Here is a 19,440-nt window from a genome sequence, read left to right as displayed (position 1 = left end):
CTTGACGGCAGGGTTATTTTGAAGCACGGACGTTGTCAACGACTCCGCGCAAGAAGCAGATCAGGGATGAAGCGTACAGGAAAGAAGACCGCGACCGATCGGAATTTCGTCGTCGCGCTTTCCCGCGGACTGGAAGTATTGCGCGCGTTCCAACCCAATGACGGCCTGCTGGGCAATCAGGAGATTGCGTCCCGCACCAATCTGCCCAAGCCCACCGTGTCGCGGCTGACCTACACGCTGACCAAGCTTGGCTATCTGACGCCGGTTCCTCGCTTCGAGAAGTATCAGCTCGCCCCGGCAGCGATGTCGCTCGGCTACGCGGCGCTGGCCAATCTGGGCGTTCGGCATTTGTCCGAGCCGTTCCGCGAAGAGGTGATGCGCGCGACCGGCGGCGCCGTCGCCGTCGGCGGCCGTGACCGCCACAGCATGATCTATTTCGGGCAGAGCCGCGGCAGCGAGACCGTCGGCGTTCAACTTGACGTCGGCTCGCGCGTGCCGATTGCAACCAGTGCGATGGGCCGCGCCTATTTCTGGGCACTCGATGACGAAGGTCGCGCCGAAGTGTCGCGCATCCTGCGCGAACATTACGGCAGCCGCTGGCCGAAGATGCGCGAGGGCTTGGAACGTTCCGGCGAGACGGTCGCGAAATACGGCTTTGCGATTTCGGTCGGCGATTGGCACGACGACATCGGCGCCGCCGGCGTCGCGCTCAAGCTCAACGACGGAACCGGGCCTTACGCATTCAATTGCGGCGCGCCCGCATTCCGTTTCACGGAAGAGCGTTTGATCAACGACATTGGACCGCGTCTCTTGGCGATGGTAAGGAACATCGAAGCGGCGCTCGGGGGTCTGATGCCGCATTCAAAAAAAGACATCAGCAAAAAGCTGAAATCAGGAGGAAAAGTTGCGCGTGTGGCCGAGGGATTCAGATAGCCTTTGTCATCATCGGGAGCGGCTCGCATCGCCCCATCGCTCACTGAACGACGTGAGCGAGACGAGATGACGCAGGCACAGCTCGCGCAGGGTAGATCGCCCCTGCTCGCGGTTCGCGACGTCAGCGTCGTGTTCGGCGGCATCGTCGCGCTCAACGGCGTGTCCTTCGACATGCACAAGGGCCAGATCCTCGGCTTGATCGGCCCGAACGGCGCCGGCAAGACCACTCTCTTCAATTGCCTCTCACGCCTCTATCAGCCGTCGTCCGGCGACATCTTGATGGACGGCGTGAGCATCCTGACGCGGCCGCCGCACCGGATCGCCGAGATCGGCATCGGCCGCACCTTCCAGAACGTGGCGCTGTTTCCCAACCTTTCGGTGATGGACAACGTCCGCGTCGGCGCCCATTCGAAGACCTCGAGCGACATTATCAGCGACTCCCTGAAGCTTGCCTGGGTCCGGCGCAGCGAGACCAGCATCAACAAGAAGGTGCACGAGATCCTTGCTTACCTCGACCTCGAGGACGTCGCCCATACCGTCGTGTCCGGCCTACCGTTCGGTACGCAGAAGCGGGTCGAGCTGGCGCGTGCGCTGGCGGCCGATCCGAAGATCCTGCTGCTCGACGAACCCGCCGGCGGCCTCAACCACGAGGAAGTTCATGTGCTCGGCGATCTCATCCGCAAAATCCGCGACGAGCGCCATATGACCGTGCTCCTGGTCGAGCATCACATGGGCCTCGTGATGTCGATCGCCGACCATGTCGTCGCGCTGAATTTCGGCAAGAAGCTCGCGGAAGGCACGCCCGCCCAGGTGCAGGCGGACCCGGACGTCATCAAGGCCTATCTCGGGAGCAAGGATCAATGACGCCACTGCTCAACGTCAAGGACCTGCGCGCTTATTACGGCCAGGTCCAGGCGCTCCATGGCCTTTCCTTCTCGCTCAACGAGGGCTCGCTCGTGACGCTGCTGGGCGCCAACGGCGCCGGCAAGACCACCACACTGCGCGCGATCTGCAACATGGTGCGTTCCACCGGCGGCGTCGAGTTCGAAGGCAAGCCGCTGAACAACCGTTCGACCGAGAGCATCGTGCGGTTCGGCATCGCCCACGTGCCGCAGGGCCGCGGCACCTTCACCAACATGACGGTGGAAGAGAACCTCCAGCTCGGGGCCATCACCCGCAAGGACCGCGCCGGCATCGTCTCCGACATCGAGCGCATGTACGCGCATTTCCCGGTGTTGAAGCAGCGCCATACCCAGCAGGCCGGCACACTCTCCGGCGGCGAGCAGCAGATGCTCGCGGTCGCCCGCGCGCTGATGCTGCGTCCGCGGCTGATGCTGCTCGACGAGCCCTCCTTCGGCCTCGCGCCGCTGGTGGTGCGCGACCTGTTCGGCATCCTCGGCAAGATCAACCGCGAGGACAAGGTCTCGATCCTGGTGGTCGAGCAGAACGCCCAGCTCGCGCTCGAGCTCGCCGACCAGGCCTATGTGATCGAGACCGGGCGCATCGTGATGTCGGGCAAGGCCAAGGACATCGCGAACAACGAAGAAATCCGCAAATCCTATCTGGGTTACTGAGGGAGCCGGCACAATGGAGCTGTTCACCAACCAGGTCCTGGCCGGCATCGCCACGGGGGCGATTTATGCCTGCATGGCGCTCGCCGTGGTCATGATCTACCAGGCCATCGACCATCTCAACTTCGCGCAAGGCGAGATGGCGATGTTCTCGACTTTCATCTCATGGCAGCTGATGCAGTGGGGCGTGTCTTATTGGGCTGCCTTCCTGATCACGCTGGCATTTTCTTTCGTTGCCGGCATCGCGATCGAGCGCATCCTGTTCAAGCCGCTCGTCAAGGCGCCGGTGCTCACCAACGTCGCCGGCTTCATCGCGCTGTTTGCGATCATCAACTCCTCGGCGGGCCTGATCTGGGACTTCACGATCAAGCAATATCCGACCCCGTTCGGCTCCGCACCGTTCCTCGGCAGCCAGCTGATCTCGACGCACCAGGCCGGCATGATCGGCGTCACCGTGGCGCTGCTGCTCGCGCTCTATTTCTTCTTCCAGTACACGCGCATCGGCCTTGCGATGCGAGCCGCAGCGTCGGTGCCCGAATCGGCCCGCCTCGTCGGCATCAACACGAGTTGGATGATCGCGCTCGGCTGGGGCATGGCGACCGCGATCGGCTCGATCGCCGGCATGCTGATCGCACCTGTCGTATTCCTCGAGCCGAACATGATGGGCGGCGTGCTGATCTACGGCTTCGCCGCGGCGGTGCTCGGCGGGCTGTCGAGCCCGTTCGGCGCCGTGGTCGGCGGCTTCCTGGTCGGCGTGTTCGAGAATCTGGCCGGTACCTACATCCCCGGCGTCGGCAATGAGCTGAAACTCCCGATCGCGCTCGCGCTGATCATCTCCGTCCTGGTCGTCAAACCCGCTGGTCTGTTCGGCCGGCATATCGTCAAGCGAGTTTGATCATGAGCGCAGCAGAAGAAGTCGTCGCCGAGGGCCACGAGGCGGTCGAGGCGGTTCCGAAGCGGGCCATGACGCTGGGCACCGGCACCTCGCTGGTGGTGCTGGCGGCGCTGTTGATCGTGCCGATGTTCGTCAAGAACTTCATCATCTTCCAGATGACGATGCTCCTGATCTACGGGCTCGCGGTGCTGGCGCTGAACATCCTGACCGGCGGAAGCGGCCAGTTCTCGCTCGGCCAGAGCGCGTTCTACGCCGTCGGCGCCTATGTGTCTGCGGTGCTGATGGAACATGCCAACGTCAACTACGCGCTGACCATTCCGATCTCCGCCGTGATTTGCTTTGGATTCGGTTACCTGTTCGGCAAGCCGGCGCTGCGGCTGTCCGGCATCTATCTCGCACTCGCGACCTTCGCGCTTGCGACTGCGATGCCGCAGCTGCTCAAGCTGAACTTCCTCGAGCACTGGACCGGCGGCGTGCAGGGCCTCGTCGTCACCAAGCCGGACGCGCCGTTCGGCCTGCCGATGTCGCAGGACATGTGGCTGTACTACTTCACGCTCGCCGTGACGGTCGCGATCTACATCTTCTCGGTGAACCTGTTGCGCTCCCGCTCGGGCCGCGCCTTCATGGCGATCCGCGACAACGAGATCGCGGCCTCCTCGATGGGAGTCAACGTCGCGCTGTACAAGACGCTGGCTTTCGGCGTGTCCGCCGGCATCACCGGCGTTGCCGGCTCGCTCGGCGCCATCGCGGTGCAATTCGTCGCGCCCGACAGCTACACCATCACGCTCGCGATCTCGCTGTTCCTCGGCATGGTGGTCGGCGGCGTCGGCTGGCTGCCCGGCTCGTTCGTCGGTGCGGCCTTCATCATCTTCGTGCCGAACATGGCGGAGAGCATCTCCAAGGGCCTCTCCGGCGCGGTATTCGGCGTGCTGCTGTTCCTCGTCATCTACCTCGTGCCGCACGGCGCAAGGCAGGTCGCGATCCTGGGCCAGCAACTCGTCGGCAAGCTCAGGAAGAACTGAAGACCCGTTGAATTAACCAAGGAGACCGAATTGTATTTTGGAAGAACACTGCGAGCCGCCGCGCTGATCACGGCAACGGCGGCCATCACTCTCACCTCCGGCGCTGCACTCGCCCAAAAGAAATACGACACCGGCGCGTCCGATACCGAGATCAAGATCGGCAACATCATGCCGTACAGCGGTCCGGCGTCGGCCTATGGCATCATCGGCAAGACCGAAGAAGCCTATTTCAAGATGATCAACGACAAGGGCGGCATCAACGGCCGCAAGATCAACTTCGTCACCTATGACGACGGCTATTCGCCGCCGAAGGCTGTCGAGCAGGTCCGCAAGCTGGTCGAGAGCGACGAGGTGCTGGTCGTTTTCAATCCGCTCGGCACGCCCTCGAACAGTGCGATCCAGAAGTATCTGAACTCCAAGAAGATCCCGCAGCTCTTCGTCGCGACCGGCGCCACCAAGTGGAACGACCCGAAGAACTTCCCCTGGACCATGGGCTGGCAGCCCTCCTACCAGAGCGAAGCGCAGATCTACGCGAAGTGGCTGATGAAGGAGAAGCCGGACGCCAAGATCGCGATCCTCTACCAGAACGACGATTTCGGCAAAGACTACCTCAAGGGCACCAAGGACGGCCTCGGCGCCAAGGCCTCGTCCATGATCGTCATGGAGGAGAGCTACGAGGTCTCCGAGCCGTCGATCGACGGCCATATCGTCAAGATCAAGGCCGCCAATCCCGACGTGCTGCTGATCTACACCACGCCGAAGTTCGCGGCCCAGACCATCAAGAAGACCGCCGAGCTCAGCTGGAAACCGCTCCAGATCCTCACCAACGTGTCGATCTCGGTCGGCAGCGTGATGAAGCCGGCTGGCTTCGAGAACGCGCAGGGCGTGCTGTCGGCCGCCTACGCCAAGGACTCCACGGATCCGCAATGGGCCAACGACCCAGGCATGAAGAAGTGGAACGAGTTCGTCGACAAGTACATGCCGGGTGCCGACAAGTCGGACACCAGCATGGTCTACGGCTATGGCGCCGCGTCGACGCTGGCCAAGGTGCTGGAGATGTGCGGCGACGATCTCACTCGCGCCAACATCATGAAGCAGGCCGCCTCGTTGAAGGACTTTGCCCCGGATACGCTGCTGCCCGGCGTCAAGATCAACACCAGCGCCACCGACTTCGCTCCGATCGCGCAGCTGCAGATGATGCGCTTCAAGGGCGAGAAGTGGGAACTGTTCGGCGAGATCATCAGCGGTGACGTCGCCTCCGAGTGACGCGTGACGCGATGATCGAGGACGAGGAGCCCCCGCGGACAATCGCGGGGGCTTTTTGTTGACGACAGGCGCCAATCTTGTTCAATGCGATCGATCCATCCCGGGGTAGGAGAGCAATGGCCGCCGTTCGTTCCCAGGTTGCGACGCTCTGGGCCGCGCTTGCCTTGTGCACTGCAATGAGCGGCGAGGCGCTGGCGCAGAAGAAATACGACAGCGGCGCGTCCGATACCGAGATCAAGATCGGTAACATCATGCCCTACAGCGGTCCGGCCTCCGGCTATGCTGCGATCGGCAGGACCGAGGAAGCCTACTTCAACAAGATCAATGCCGAGGGCGGCATCAACGGCCGCAAGATCAGATTCATCTCCTATGACGACGGCTATTCGCCGCCGAAGACGGTGGAACAGGCGCGAAAACTGGTCGAGAGCGACAACGTGCTGCTGATCTTCGGCTCGCTCGGCACCTCCACCAACAGCGCCATCCGCAAGTACATGAACGAGAAGAAGGTGCCGCAATTGTTCGTGGCGAGCGGCGCCTCGAAATGGAACGACCCCAAGCAATATCCCTGGACCATGGGCTGGCAGCCGAGCTACGTCAGCGAGGCCCGGATCTATGCCAAATACATCATGAAGGAGAAGCCAAACGGAAAGATCGGCGTGCTCTACCAGAACGACGATTTCGGCAAGGACTATCTAAACGGGTTGAAGGAGGGCCTCGGCGCCAAGGCTTCGATGATCGTGCGGGAGGAGGCCTACGACACGTCCGAGCCCGCAATCGACGAGCGAGTCGTGAAGCTGAAGGCGGCCGGCGCCGATATCTTCATCAGCCTCACCAACCAGAAATTCGCCGCGCAGGGAATCAAGAAAGCCGCGGAGATCAACTGGCATCCGATGCACATCATCTCCAACGTCTCGGCTTCGGTCAGCGGCGTATTGGAGCCGGCGGGCATTGAAGTCTCGCAAGGCATCCTGTCGGCGACCTACACCAAGGACGGCTCCGACCCGCAGTGGAATGCCGACGACGGCATGAAGAAGTTCTACAGTTTCCTCGCGCAATACGAGCCCAGGGCCAACAAGCTCGATGCCGGCGTCGTGTACGGCTATGCCGCCGCACAGACCATCGTGAAGGTGCTGCAGATGTGCGGCGACGATCTCACCCGCGAGAACGTCATGAAGCAGGCCGCCAGCCTGAAGGACTTCGCACCCGACACGCTGCTGCCAGGCATCAAGATCAACACCGCGCCCGACGATTTCGCCCCGATCGAGCAGCTGCAGATGATGCGCTTCAAGGGCAGGAAATGGGAGCTGTTCGGCGACATCATCTCGAGCGAGATGAGCCACTGAACGACGCAATTCAAAATAGCCGCCTTCTCGTAAAGCAACTCAAGCGGTGAGTTTGCCCCGCAAAAAGAATCTCACGCGCCGGAATATTCAGCACCGCCTTCGACGAGATCGCCGCCTGCGCGAGGCCCGTGCAGGCGTTCTTCTTGCTGACGGCCGTGGATAGGTATTGAATGCGTGACGGAGCGACGCGCAACGATCGCTCCCAATAAGAACAAACGACACATTCAATCCTGTCCAGGGAGATCAAAATGCCTGCAATGCATGTGCGATTGGGGGCCTTCTCGGCTGCCCTCGTGCTAGCCGCCACGCTGTCCACGACAGCGCTCGCGCAGAAGAAATACGACACCGGCGCATCCGACACGGAGATCAAGATCGGCAACATCATGCCCTATAGCGGTCCCGCGTCCGCCTACGGCGTGATCGGCAAGACCGAAGAGGCCTATTTCCGCAAGATCAACGCAGAAGGCGGCATTAACGGCCGCAAGATCAACTTCATCACCTATGACGACGCCTATTCCCCGCCGAAGACCGTGGAGCAGGCGCGCAAGCTGGTCGAGAGCGACGAGGTGCTGCTGATCTTCAACTCGCTCGGCACCCCGCCGAACTCGGCGATCCAGAAGTACATGAACCAGAAGAAGGTTCCGCAGCTGTTCGTCGCCACCGGCGCCACGAAGTGGAACGACCCGCAGACCTTCCCGTGGACGATGGGCTGGCAACCCAACTACCAGATCGAGTCGATCATCTACGCCAAGTACATCCTGAAGAACCATCCGAACGCCAAGATCGCCGTGCTCTACCAGAACGACGATTACGGCAAGGACTATCTGAAGGGGTTCAAGGACGGGCTCGGAGCCAAGGCCGCCTCGATGATCGTCATCGAGGACAGCTACGAAGTCTCCGAGCCGACCATCGACTCCCACATCGTCAAGATGAAGTCGACCAACGCCGACGTGTTCTTCAACATCACGACGCCGAAATTCGCGGCACAGGCGATCAAGAAGAACGCCGAGATCGGCTGGAAGCCGCTGCACTTCCTCAACAACGTCTCGGCCTCGATCGGCAGCGTAATCAAGCCGGCCGGATTCGAGAACGCGCAGGACATCATCTCGTCGCAATATTTCAAGGATCCGACCGACGCGCAGTGGAAAAACGACAAGGCGATGATCGCCTGGAACGAATTTCTGGATAAGTACTATCCGGAAGCGAACCGCGCCGATGCCTCGGTAATGTACGGCTACATCGTCGCCCAAGGCCTCGTTCACGTGCTCAAGGCCTGCGGTGACAATCTCACCCGCGAGAACATCATGAAGCAGGCCGCCAACATCAAGGACTTCGAGCCGGCGGGCCTGTTGCCGGGCATCAAGGTCAACACCTCGGCGACCGATTTCGCGCCGCTCTCGCAACTGCAGCTGATCCGGTTCAAGGGCGAGCATTGGGTGCCATTTGGCGAGGTGCTGAGCGGCGACGTCGGCGGCTGACCATTAACCACTTGCTCAAGATGTAGCCAAATCGACTAAAGACGCAGCCCCTGCGGCCATGCCGCAGGGGCTTTTCCTTGAAGCGTTCAGGCAAATCGTATTGAATTGCGGCCGCGTCGCGAAGAAAAACGAGACAAGAAAAGGGACGCACACACAAAGAAAAAACAGGGAGATTGGAATGCCTGCTGTCACCGGCAAGCTTGCGGCCGCATCATTGGCGCTCGCGCTCATCGCGGCCTCGGCCTCAACCGCAACGGCCCAGAAGAAATACGATACCGGTGCGACCGACACCGAGATCAAGATCGGCAACATCATGCCCTACAGCGGACCGGCCTCCGCCTACGGCATCATCGGTCGCACCGAAGCCGCCTATTTCAAGAAGATCAACGAAGAGGGCGGCATCAACGGCCGCAAGATCAATTTCGTCTCCTACGACGACGCCTACTCGCCGCCGAAGACGGTGGAGCAGGCGCGCAAGCTGGTCGAGAGCGACGAGGTGCTGCTCGTCTTCAACTCGCTCGGCACGCCGCCGAACTCCGCGATCCAGAAATACATGAACTCGAAGAAGGTGCCGCAGCTGTTCGTCGCCACCGGCGCTACCAAGTGGAACGATCCGCAGAACTTCCCGTGGACCATGGGCTGGCAACCCAACTACCAGAGCGAGACGCAGATCTACGCGAAATACATCCTCAAGGCCATGCCGAACGCCAAGATCGGCGTGCTCTACCAGAACGACGATTACGGCAAGGATTACCTGAAGGGCCTGAAGGACGGCTTGGGGGCCAAGGCCGCGAGCATGATCGTGCTGGAGGAAAGCTACGAGACTTCGGAGCCGACCATCGACAACCACATCGTCAAGCTGAAAGCCACCGGCGCCGACGTCTTCATCAACATCACCACGCCGAAGTTCGCTGCGCAGGCGATCAAGAAGATCTCCGAGATCGGCTGGAAGCCGACCCACTTCCTCAACAACGTCTCGGCCTCGGTCGGCAGCGTGATCAAGCCCGCCGGCTTCGAGAATTCGCAGGACATCATCTCGGCCGCCTATCTGAAGGACGTCTCCGATCCGCAGTGGAAGGACGACGCCGGCATGAAGGCGTTCCTGGAGTTCATGACGAAGTACTTCCCCGAGGGCGACAAGCTCGACGGCGGCACCATCGTCGGCTACGGCGTCGCGCAGACGCTGGTCGAAGTGCTGAAGAAATGCGGCGACAATCTCACGCGCGAGAACGTCATGAAGCAGGCGGCGAGCCTGAAGGACTTCCGCACCGAAGTGCTGCTGCCCGGCATCAAGATCAGTACCGGGCCGAACGACTTCGCACCGATCAGCTCGCTGCAGCTGATGAAGTTCAAGGGCGACAAGTGGGACCTGTTCGGCGAGGTGATCAGCGCCGACGCCGGCGGCTAGAAGCTTCAAAGCCCGGACGACGAGCCCCCTGCGCTGATCGCGGAGGGGGCTTCTGCTTGTGTGGCAATTATGATCACGCGATTGCACAATCGAATGACGGCGAAGGCGCTTACGCTTTGGCACACGATGCGGTAGGCAGATGGCGGCGACCTCCTCGCCGCCAGTCCAGTCTGCGCAAGGCCATTGTCCATGACCGACCGACGCCCCCTGCTCCGCGCGCTCTACGACGCGGCCGTCGCCGCCGCCCATCCCGAAATGGTGCTGGCCCCTCACCTGCGACCTGCGCCCAGGGGGCGCGTGATCTGCCTCGCGGCCGGCAAGGGCGCCGGCGCGATGGCCGCAGCCGCGGAGCGGCATTATCTCGATGCGCTGGGATTGGCGCCGGAGCGCCTCGTCGGCATCGCCACCACGCGCCACGGCTACGGCGTGCCGACGCGCAGCATTCGCGTGGTCGAGGCCGGTCATCCCGTGCCTGACGAAGCGGGCCTGAAGGGCGCGGCCGACACGCTCGCACTCGCGGGCGAGGCCGGGCCGGACGATCTCCTGCTGGTGCTGCTCACCGGCGGCGGCTCGGCCAACTGGATCGCGCCGGTGGACGGCATCAGCTTCGCGCAGAAGCAGGCGGTCAACAAGGCGCTGCTGCGCTCGGGCGCGCCGATCGGCGAGATGAACGTCGTGCGCAAGCACCTGTCGCGGATCAAGGGCGGCCGCCTCGCCCGCGCTGGCAGCAACGCCGCGGAGATCGTGACGCTCGCGATCTCCGACGTGCCGCATGACGATCCGTCCGCGATCGCCTCCGGCCCCACCGTGCCCGATCCGACCACGCTGGCGGATGCGCGCGCGATCGTGGCGAAATACAGGCTCGACATCGACGATGCGGTGCGCCGCGCGCTCGACGATCCCAACAACGAGAGCTGCAAGCCGGGCGACGCCGCCTTTGCGCGCGCGTCGTTCGAGCTGATTGCGCGGCCCAAGCAGTCGCTGGACGCTGCGGTCAAGCTCGCGCGCGAGGCCGGCTACGAGACCATCGATCTCGGCGCCGATCTCGAAGGCGAGGCGCGCGAGGTCGCCGCCGATCACGCCAGGCTGGCGCTTCAGGCACGCAGCCAAGGCAAGCGCGTCGCGATTCTCTCCGGCGGCGAGCTCACGGTCACCGTGCGCGGCAACGGGCGCGGTGGGCCGAACCAGGAATACGCGCTGGCGCTGGCCTCGCTCTTGAAGGACACTTCCGGCATCGCGGCGCTGGCCGGCGACACCGACGGCGCCGATGGCGGCGCCGGCCACCCGACCGACCCCGCCGGCGCGCTGATCGATGCGGCGACGTTCGCAAAGATGAAGGCGCTGGGGCTCGAGCCGCAGGCCTATCTCGCCAACAACGACGCCACCACGTTTTTCGAGGCGACCGGCGACCTGCTACAGCCTGGACCGACGCTGACCAACGTGAACGACATCAGGGTGATTTTGGTGGATTGACGTCCGCTTACCCTCCCCTGGAGGGTAAGAGTCAAAACTCGTTGGCGATCTTCGCGAGCATCCCGATCAGGGCTTCGCGGTTGGCCTGGCCGAGCAAGTCGTTCAGCCGGGCCTCGTGCTTGGTGGCGACGAGCTTCTTGGCGCGCGCCAGCACGGCCTTGCCCTTGTCGGTCAAGACCAGGATGTGCGAGCGGCGGTCGTTGGTGGAGCGGATCCGCGCGCAGAGGTCGCGGCTCTCCAGATTGTCGAGCATGGCTACGAAGTTCGGCCTGAGGATGCCGAGCGTGGAGGCGATCTCGGTCTGGTTACGGCCGGGGTTCTTCTCGACCAGCAGCAGCACCGAGAACTGCGCCGGCGTCAGCTGGAGCGAGGCCATGCAGCGCAGAAAATTCTCGAACACCTTGAGCTGTGCACGTTTCAGGACATAGCCGAGCTGCTCGGAAAGCTCGCCGAGCTGGAGGGCCTCCGCCTGCGGCTCGCTCGCGTCCTTGCGGCCCTTGGCCACGTCGGCCGGCTTGTCGGAGGACTTTTCAGCGGTTTTGGAAACGGTCATCGCCTCGTGCTCGTAATCCCGCTAAATTCCGGGGCGGGTCGTTCCCACCCTTGAAGTTATATTTGATAATTGTTATGGACCATACCAAATATCGCCTGCGTTTTTCAATGGCTGTGAGCGGACCGTCCACCGCAATCGAGGGGACCGGTCCGGATTAGGGGGAGCGTCCGGTCTTGAATACCACCATCATGCTGTTCCTGGTGCAGGACGGCATCACCAATGGCGCGATCTATGCGCTGCTCGGCCTGGCGCTGGTGCTGGTGTTCGCCGTCACCCGCGTCATCCTCATTCCCCAGGGCGAATTCGTCACCTACGGCGCGCTGACCTATGCCTCGCTGGCCGCCGGCCAGATGCCGGGCACGGCAAAGCTGGCGCTGGCGCTCGGCATCGGCGCCTTCGTCTTCGACCTGTTCGTGGCGCGCAAGGCGCTGCACGGACGGCTGGTCGTCCGCAGCTTCATCGCCAACGTCGTGCTGCCGGCGATCGTGCTGGCGCTGACCCTGTCGCTCGCGGCGCAGAAACCGCCGGTCGCGGTCTGCATCGCGCTGTCGCTGGTGATCGTGGCGATGATCGGCCTCTATCTCTACCGCATCGCCTTCCAGCCGCTGGCGCACACCTCGGTGCTGGTGCTGCTGATCGCCTCGGTCGGCGTCCATCTCGCGCTGCAGGGACTTGGCCTGTTGTTCTTCGGCGCCGAAGGCCAGCGCGGGCCTGCCGTGCTGTCCGGCGCCTTCACCGCCGGCGCATTGCGCTTCACCGGCCAGAGCATCACCGTCTATGCCATCACCATCGCCTTCATCGTCGCGCTCTGGCTGTTCTTCGGCCTGACGCTCTACGGCAAGGCGCTGCGCGCGACCGCGGTCAACCGGCTCGGGGCGCGGCTTGCCGGCATCCGCACCACGCTGTCGGGCCAGATCGCCTTCCTGCTGGCTTCCGTGATCGGCGCACTCTCCGGCATCCTGATCGTGCCGATCACGACACTGTATTACGACTCCGGCTTCCTGATCGGGCTGAAGGGCTTCGTTGCCGCGATCATCGGCGGCCTCGTCAGCTATCCCCTCACCGCCGTGGCGGCGCTGGTGGTCGGCATCGTCGAGGCGTTCTCGTCCTTCTATGCCTCCAACTACAAGGAGGTGATCGTCTTCATGCTGCTGATCCCCGTGCTGCTGCTGCGCTCGCTCGCCGCGCCCGCGGTCGAGGAAGAGAAGGACTGAGCCCGATGCAGAGCCGGCTTCCCATCCTCGTCTTCGCGATCCTCATGGCGGCGATCCCGCTCATCCCGGGCGTGCCCCCGTTCTGGATCGTGCTGCTCGACAATATCGGCCTTGCCGCGCTGGTCGCGATGGGCCTCGTGCTGCTGACCGGCGTCGGCGGCCTCACCTCGTTCGGGCAGGCCGCCTTCGTCGGTTTCGGTGCCTACACCACCGCCGTGCTGACGACGGCCTATGGCCTGTCGCCCTGGCTGACGCTGCCGCTGTCGCTTCTGGTCAGCGGCTCGCTCGCGGTGCTGCTGGGGCTAATCACCGTGCGCCTCTCGGGGCATTATCTGCCGCTCGGCACGCTCGCCTGGGGGCTCGGGCTGTTCTACCTGTTCAGCAAGCTGGAGTTTCTCGGACGCAACGACGGCATCTCGGCGATCCCGCCGCTGTCGATCGGTACCTTCAAGATGCTCTCGCCCGGCTCGATCTATCACGCGATCTGGGTCGCCGTGATCCTCTCGGCCCTGCTGACGATGAACCTCTTGGACTCCCGCACCGGCCGCGCCATCCGCGCGCTGCGCCGCGGCCATGTCGCCGCCGAAGCGTTCGGCGTCCACACGCCGCGCGCAAAGCTCCTGGTGTTCATCCACGCCGCGGTGCTCGCCGGCCTGTCCGGCTGGCTCTATGCCCATCTGCAGCGCGCGGTGAACCCGACACCGTTCGGCGCGCATATGGGCATCGAATATCTCTTCATCGCGGTGGTCGGCGGCGCCGGCTATGTCTGGGGCGGCGTGCTGGGCGCGGCGATTGTCGTGATCCTGAAAGAGGTACTGCAGAGCTATCTGCCGCTGATCCTGCCCGGCTCCGGCCAGGTCGAGACCATCGTGTTCGGCATCATGCTGGTGGCGCTGCTGCAGCTTGCGCCCGGCGGCCTCTGGCCCTGGCTGATGTCGTTCTTCCCCGAGCGCACCGACGGCAAGAAGCCGGACACCTCCCTGAAGCTGGAGCATCGCACCCGCGCACCCGCCGAGGCCGGTGTCCTGCTTCAGGTCGAGAAGGCGCGAAAACAATTCGGTGGCGTGGTCGCGGTGAACAACGTCTCCTTCGACGTCCACGCCCGCGAGATCGTCGCGCTGATCGGCCCGAACGGCGCCGGCAAGAGCACGACCTTCAACCTGATTACCGGCGTGCTGTCGGCAACCTCGGGCTCGATCTCGGTGCTCGGCAGGAAGGTCGACAACGCGCCGCCACAGGAGATCGTCAAGCTCGGCATCAGCAGGACCTTCCAGCACGTCAAGCTCGTCCCCGACATGACCGTGCTGGAGAACGTCGCGATTGGCGCACATTTGCGCGGCCATTCCGGCCCAATCTCCTCGATGCTGCGGCTCGACCGCGCTGACGAGGCCAAGCTGCTCGCCGAGGCCGCGCGCCAGATCGAGCGCGTCGGCCTCGCCGAGCAGATGCACCAGCTGGCAGGCTCGCTCTCGCTCGGCCAGCAGCGCATCGTCGAGATCGCCCGCGCGCTCTGCGTCGATCCGATGCTGCTGCTGCTCGACGAGCCGGCAGCCGGACTGCGCCACATGGAAAAGCAACGGCTGGCAACACTGCTCCGCGAGCTGCGCGACGGCGGGATGTCCGTCCTCTTGGTCGAGCACGACATGGGCTTCGTGATGAACCTTGCCGACCGCATCGTGGTGCTCGATTTCGGCACCAAGATCGCGGAGGGCACGCCGGCGACGATCAAGACCAATCCCGAAGTGATCAAGGCCTATCTCGGAGTGGCGGCATGAGCACGCTGTTGTCCGTCACCGACGCGCATGTCGCCTATGGCAAGGTCGAGGCAGTGCGTTCGGTCTCGCTCGAGGTCGGAGCCAACGAGATCGTCACCATCGTCGGCGCCAACGGCGCCGGCAAGACCACGCTGCTCTCGGCCATCATGGGCATCCTGCCGCTGAAGGGCCGCGTCGCCTTTGCCGGGCAGGATCTCGCCCGGCTCGACATCGAGGACCGCGTCGCGATGGGGCTCGGTCTCGTTCCCGAGCATCGCGAATTGTTCGTGACCATGAATGTCGAGGACAATCTCGAGCTGGGCGCGTTCCGGATCGAGCGCAGCAAGGCCAAAGCCTCGATGGAGCGGGTCTATGCGCTGTTTCCGCGGCTGAAGGAGCGGCGCAAGCAGCTCGCCGGCACACTCTCCGGCGGCGAGCAGCAGATGCTCGCGATGGGCCGCGCGCTGATGGGCGAGCCGAAGCTCTTGATGCTGGACGAGCCGAGCCTCGGCCTTGCGCCGATCATCGTCGCCGACATCTTCCGCATCGTCACCGAGCTCCGCGCCGCCGGCGTCTCCGTGCTGCTGGTCGAGCAGAACGCGCAGGCCGCGCTGAAGATCGCGGACCACGCCTACGTTATGGAGCTCGGCGAGTTCGTGCTCAGCGGCAAGGCCAGCGACATCGCCGCCAACGAACGGGTGGCCGCGAGCTATCTCGGCTTCCAGCACGAAGGCGAGAGTGTGATTTAGCGATTCAGCGCTCTTCTTCCCTCCCCTTGTGGGAGAAGGTGGCGCGAAGCGCCGGATGAGGGGTTCTCTCCGCGCGTGAGACCGTCCGAGAGGACAGAACCCCTCACCCGGCTTCGATGCTTCGCATCGAATCCACCCTCTCCCACAAGGGGAGAGGGTGCACCGCGCAGCCTGCTTCAGCTTTCGTTAGAGGCTAAGCTCGCCGCCTACCCCTTCAGCGCCGCAACCTCCGCTTCCAGCTCTGCGATCCGCTGATCCCTCGCGGCGAGCGCGGCCGCGACATCGGCTGCATCAAACTTCTGCGGGATGTGCTGCGGGCAGTTGGTGTCCCAGGCCGCGATCTTGAACAGGATCACTTGCTCGGGCCGGGCGCGGTAGCCTTTCGGCATCAGCGACGTGGTCAGGGCTTCGTCGTCCTCGACCACGCGCGCCTCGCCCCAGATCTTCACCCGGCGGCGGTGGGCGTAGTCCATCACGAAGATGTAGGCCTTGGGATTCTCCGAGAGATTTCCTTGCGTGATGAACTGCTGGTTGCCGGCGTAGTCGGCGAAGGCGAGCGTCTGCTTGTCCAGCACCTTGAGAAAGCCCTTCGGGCCGCCGCGGTGCTGGATGTAGGGCTGGCCGTCGGCTGAAGCCGTGGCGAAATAGAAGCTGTTGGCGTCGGCCAGGAACGCGGCGAGATTGTCGTCGACCTCGGTGCGCCAGCCGCGCTGCTCGCTGCGCGCATAGGCCTCGCGCGAGCCCTTGCGCGCCTGGATCGTCTTCACCGCCGGCGAAAAGGCCACGTCGCTGGCATAGGTGTGAACTGCCGTCATCGGAACATCTCCTGAAATTCCGGCGCATTGCTGCGTCTTCCGCGCCTAATCTGGACCTTTCGGCGTCTAAAACAATTGAGCAGCTTGACACTTCATCATTGCCATTTATGCAATAATGTCCATGGACCGCCTGGAAGCCATGCACGTCTTCGTCACGGTCGCCGACCTGCGCGGCTTCGCGCCGGCCGCGCGCAAACTGCGGCTGTCGCCGTCGGCGGTGACGCGGATGATCGCGGCGCTGGAGGAGCATCTCGGCGCGCGGCTGCTGCAGCGGACCACGCGGCAGGTGGCGCTGACCGACGTCGGCACGCGGTACCTGGAGCGCGCGCGGCGCATCCTCGCCGACGTCGAGGAGGCCGACGGCTCGGCGCGGGAGGAGCGCAACCGGCCGAGCGGGCGTCTCGTCGTGTCCGCGCCGGTCGGCTTCGGCCGCCTGCATGTCGGACCGGTCATGACCGCCTATCTCAAGCGCTATCCCGAGGTCGCCGCCGAACTCAGGCTGTCCGACCATCTCGTCAACCTCGTCGAGGACGCCGTCGATGCCGCGGTGCGGATCGGCCATCTCGCCGATTCCTCGCTTGTGGCGCGCCAGGTCGGCGAGATGCGGCGGATCGTGGTGGCCGCGCCCGGTTATCTCAAGCGCAACGGCGAGCCGAAGACGCCGGAAGCGCTCGCCACGCACCAGACCATCCAGTTCGGCCCCTGGTCCGAATGGCGTTTCCTGCGCGACGGCCGCGATATCGGGCTGCCGCTGTCGCCTCGCTTCATCAGCAACAGCGCCGACGCCGCCCTGCAATATGCCGAGGCCGGCGGCGGCGTGACGCGGGTGCTGGCCTATCAGGCCGCCGAGGGCCTGAAGCGCGGGCGCCTGAAGATCGTACTGGCGCAATACGAGCAGCCGGCGCTGCCGATCCACATCGTCTACCCGACCTCGCGCCTGCTCTCGGCCAAGGTGCGCGCGTTCGTCGACCTCGTGGTGGAGACGGCGGAGTGGAGGTTTGGGTGATCTTTTCCGTCATGGCCGGGCTTGCCCCGGGCATGACGACGGAGAGAGTTGGGCCTCACCCCTTCTTCGGCACTACCCGAAACGTGCCGCTGGCCCGCGCGATCACGGCGTCGTCCGCCTTCACCAGGCACTGCGCGAAGCAGATCGTGTTCCCGGTCTTGATCGCCTCGCCCTCGACCGCCAGCCATTGGCCGATCTCGGCGGCGCCGACATAGTCGACCGACAGCGAGATGGTGACGAATGACGTGGTCCAGCCCGTCGCCTGGGCGCAGCTGTAGCCCATGGCGGCGTCAGCGAGCGCCGCGATCAGCCCGCCATGGATCAATCCGCGGGCGTTGGTGTGCGGCGTCGCCAGGCGCAGTCCGACGGTGACGCCCTTATCGGTCTTCTTCGAATAGAGCGGCTCCCAGGGATCGGTCAGCGGCGCTTTGCGGAAATGTGGCTCGTAGCCGGCGGGGATGTCGGTGCGGGTCATGGCGGTCTCGCTTCATTGCCTCGGCTGCATTGGAAGCGAATGACGCGAGGAATGCATCACCTACAAAGCTTTAAACGGAATTTGTGCAGATGTTTGAAACGAGCCCCGCCATCGCCGCAACGGCCCGACGATTGCGACCTTTGTCCGCAATACATGCTGCTTCCGATCCTGTTAGGCTTTGGCCGCAGCCTGCTTGTGGCAAAGGCTCGCAGGCGATAATTATACCATATAACGTTTGCGCAAAGGGAGAGCGGTGGTCGCCCGAGCAGCGACAAATCCATGAAACATGACTGACGTAGATGGCGCGACACGGCGGGCCTCAGTTCCGGCTTGAACGCGCCGGCGAATTAGATAACATGTTAATTAACGAGACCGGGCCAACGAAGCCCGCCGTCGCAAAAGGGAGAGACGCGTGATGAGGAAAGCCTGTCTGGCCTTGCTGCTGGCAGCAAGCGTGAGCCCCGCGCTCGCGCAGGACAAGACATTTGACCTGAAGGTCTCGCACTGGGTGCCGGCATCGCATCCGCTGCAGAAATCGCTGGAAGACTGGGTGGCTGCGGTGAACAAGGATTCCGGCGGCACCATTACCGGCAAGGTGTTTCCGGCCCAGCAGCTCGGCAAGGCCTTCGACCATTACGACATGGCGCGCGACGGCATCGCCGACGTCACCTATGTCAATCCCGGCTACCAGCCCGGCCGCTTCCCGATCATAGGCGCCGGGGAATTGCCGTTCCTGATCTCGGATGCCAAGGGCGGCTCGATGGGGCTCGACGCGTGGTATCGCAAATATGCCGAGAAGGAGATGAAGGACGTCAAATACTGCCTCGCCTTCGTCCACTCGCCCTCCTCGTTCCATTCCCGCACCAAGAAGATCGTCAACCCCGAGGACGTGAAGGGCATGAAGATCCGCCCGGCGCACGCTACCATGGCGAACTTCGTCACCTCGCTTGGCGGCACCAATGTGCAGTCCTCGGCGCCGGAAGTGCGCGACATCATCGAGCGCGGCGTCGCCGACGGCGTCACCTTCCCCTGGGGCTCACTGGTGCTGTTCGGCATCGACAAGGTGACCAAATACGACATGGAGGCGCCGCTCTACACCACGACCTTCGTGTTCGTGATCAACAAGGACAAGTACAATGCGATGTCCGACAAGCAGAAGGCCGCGATCGACAAGAACTGCACGGTCGAGATGGCAGGCGCGGTCGGCGAGCATTGGGGCAAGTTCGAGGACGCCGGCATCGCCAAGGTAAAGGCGGAATCCAGCCATGAGGTCTACAAGCTGACGCCCGAGCAGATCGCCGCCTGGAAGAAGGCCGCCGAGCCGCTGGTCAAGACCTGGGGCGACGGCGCCAAGAAGGCCGGCGCCGAACCGGATGCGGCGCTCGCGGAGCTCAAAGCCTCGCTGAAGAAGTACAACGCGCTGGCGGAGTGACGTGGTGGCGAGCTCTCTCTCCCCCTCTCCCCGTCCTTACGGGGAGAGGGTCG

Annotated in this window: 18 protein-coding genes; 15 read left to right on the top strand and 3 right to left on the bottom strand. The window is 63.7% G+C overall.

The features are described 5' to 3' along the window. The first annotated feature begins 66 nt into the window (after positions 1 to 66). The 10 genes from I6F12_RS15100 (at position 67) to I6F12_RS15055 (ending at position 11,389) form a co-directional block, all read left to right on the top strand. Positions 67 to 933, top strand: coding sequence for an IclR family transcriptional regulator (locus I6F12_RS15100; protein WP_035997958.1), 867 nt, complete (start codon positions 67 to 69; stop codon positions 931 to 933). A 66-nt stretch (positions 934 to 999) separates the two neighbouring features. After that, positions 1,000 to 1,797, top strand: coding sequence for an ABC transporter ATP-binding protein (locus tag I6F12_RS15095; RefSeq protein ID WP_225156738.1), 798 nt, complete (start codon positions 1,000 to 1,002; stop codon positions 1,795 to 1,797). Beyond that, a complete protein-coding gene (locus I6F12_RS15090) occupies positions 1,794 to 2,507 on the top strand; it encodes an ABC transporter ATP-binding protein (protein ID WP_035997952.1) in 714 nt (237 codons plus the stop codon). The genes I6F12_RS15095 and I6F12_RS15090 overlap by 4 nt, the downstream gene beginning before the upstream one ends. A 13-nt stretch (positions 2,508 to 2,520) precedes the next feature. Then, complete coding sequence (locus I6F12_RS15085) at positions 2,521 to 3,399, top strand: branched-chain amino acid ABC transporter permease (RefSeq protein ID WP_035997949.1); 879 nt, start codon at positions 2,521 to 2,523, stop codon at positions 3,397 to 3,399. Between the two features lie 2 nt (positions 3,400 to 3,401). Beyond that, positions 3,402 to 4,421 (top strand): branched-chain amino acid ABC transporter permease, encoded by a 1,020-nt coding sequence (locus I6F12_RS15080; protein WP_036021517.1) that lies wholly within the window; start codon positions 3,402 to 3,404, stop codon positions 4,419 to 4,421. A 30-nt stretch (positions 4,422 to 4,451) separates the two neighbouring features. Beyond that, complete coding sequence (locus I6F12_RS15075; protein ID WP_036021515.1) at positions 4,452 to 5,687, top strand: ABC transporter substrate-binding protein; 1,236 nt, start codon at positions 4,452 to 4,454, stop codon at positions 5,685 to 5,687. Between the two features lie 116 nt (positions 5,688 to 5,803). Further along, on the top strand, positions 5,804 to 7,030 hold the full coding sequence (locus I6F12_RS15070; protein ID WP_109142407.1) for an ABC transporter substrate-binding protein: 1,227 nt from the start codon (positions 5,804 to 5,806) through the stop codon (positions 7,028 to 7,030). A 248-nt stretch (positions 7,031 to 7,278) separates the two neighbouring features. Beyond that, positions 7,279 to 8,508 (top strand): ABC transporter substrate-binding protein, encoded by a 1,230-nt coding sequence (locus tag I6F12_RS15065; protein ID WP_035997935.1) that lies wholly within the window; start codon positions 7,279 to 7,281, stop codon positions 8,506 to 8,508. Positions 8,509 to 8,686: 178 nt separating this feature from the next. Continuing rightward, positions 8,687 to 9,916 carry an ABC transporter substrate-binding protein gene (locus I6F12_RS15060; protein WP_035997932.1) on the top strand — a complete coding sequence of 410 codons (1,230 nt, stop codon included), beginning with the start codon at positions 8,687 to 8,689 and terminating at the stop codon, positions 9,914 to 9,916. A gap of 189 nt (positions 9,917 to 10,105) precedes the next feature. Continuing rightward, a complete protein-coding gene (locus I6F12_RS15055) occupies positions 10,106 to 11,389 on the top strand; it encodes a glycerate kinase (RefSeq protein WP_225156737.1) in 1,284 nt (427 codons plus the stop codon). 31 nt (positions 11,390 to 11,420) lie between these two features. On the opposite strand, the gene I6F12_RS15050 is transcribed toward I6F12_RS15055, so the two are convergent. After that, positions 11,421 to 11,942 carry a MarR family transcriptional regulator gene (locus tag I6F12_RS15050; protein ID WP_036021509.1) on the bottom strand — a complete coding sequence of 174 codons (522 nt, stop codon included), beginning with the start codon at positions 11,940 to 11,942 and terminating at the stop codon, positions 11,421 to 11,423. A 173-nt stretch (positions 11,943 to 12,115) separates the two neighbouring features. Here I6F12_RS15050 and I6F12_RS15045 point away from each other — a divergent pair, with 173 nt between their 5' ends. The 3 genes from I6F12_RS15045 to I6F12_RS15035 are packed head-to-tail and all read left to right on the top strand — an operon-like array spanning position 12,116 to position 15,659. Continuing rightward, the gene (locus tag I6F12_RS15045; protein WP_035997923.1) at positions 12,116 to 13,156 is read left to right on the top strand and encodes a branched-chain amino acid ABC transporter permease; all 1,041 of its coding nucleotides are present in this window, start codon (positions 12,116 to 12,118) and stop codon (positions 13,154 to 13,156) included. 5 nt (positions 13,157 to 13,161) lie between these two features. Next, a complete protein-coding gene (locus I6F12_RS15040; RefSeq protein ID WP_225156736.1) occupies positions 13,162 to 14,931 on the top strand; it encodes a branched-chain amino acid ABC transporter ATP-binding protein/permease in 1,770 nt (589 codons plus the stop codon). Then, positions 14,928 to 15,659, top strand: a complete 732-nt coding sequence (locus tag I6F12_RS15035; protein ID WP_035997921.1) for an ABC transporter ATP-binding protein — start codon at positions 14,928 to 14,930, stop codon at positions 15,657 to 15,659. The genes I6F12_RS15040 and I6F12_RS15035 overlap by 4 nt, the downstream gene beginning before the upstream one ends. A gap of 206 nt (positions 15,660 to 15,865) precedes the next feature. Here I6F12_RS15035 and I6F12_RS15030 read toward each other — a convergent pair whose 3' ends face one another. Then, complete coding sequence (locus I6F12_RS15030; protein WP_225126449.1) at positions 15,866 to 16,474, bottom strand: pyridoxamine 5'-phosphate oxidase family protein; 609 nt, start codon at positions 16,472 to 16,474, stop codon at positions 15,866 to 15,868. Between the two features lie 121 nt (positions 16,475 to 16,595). Here I6F12_RS15030 and I6F12_RS15025 point away from each other — a divergent pair, with 121 nt between their 5' ends. Further along, the gene (locus tag I6F12_RS15025) at positions 16,596 to 17,480 is read left to right on the top strand and encodes a LysR family transcriptional regulator (RefSeq protein WP_225111710.1); all 885 of its coding nucleotides are present in this window, start codon (positions 16,596 to 16,598) and stop codon (positions 17,478 to 17,480) included. A gap of 55 nt (positions 17,481 to 17,535) precedes the next feature. Here I6F12_RS15025 and I6F12_RS15020 read toward each other — a convergent pair whose 3' ends face one another. Beyond that, positions 17,536 to 17,955, bottom strand: a complete 420-nt coding sequence (locus tag I6F12_RS15020) for a PaaI family thioesterase (RefSeq protein WP_035997915.1) — start codon at positions 17,953 to 17,955, stop codon at positions 17,536 to 17,538. 415 nt (positions 17,956 to 18,370) lie between these two features. Between I6F12_RS15020 and I6F12_RS15015 the strand changes: the two genes are divergently transcribed. After that, positions 18,371 to 19,387 (top strand): TRAP transporter substrate-binding protein, encoded by a 1,017-nt coding sequence (locus I6F12_RS15015; protein WP_225156735.1) that lies wholly within the window; start codon positions 18,371 to 18,373, stop codon positions 19,385 to 19,387. Positions 19,388 to 19,440 lie beyond the last annotated feature (53 nt).

Origin of the sequence: Bradyrhizobium sp. IC4059 (assembly GCF_020193615.1) — a bacterium.
Classification (GTDB): Bacteria; Pseudomonadota; Alphaproteobacteria; order Rhizobiales; family Xanthobacteraceae; genus Bradyrhizobium; species Bradyrhizobium yuanmingense.
Note: the sequence above shows the minus strand (reverse complement) of the source record. Positions and strands in the feature narration are given on the sequence as shown.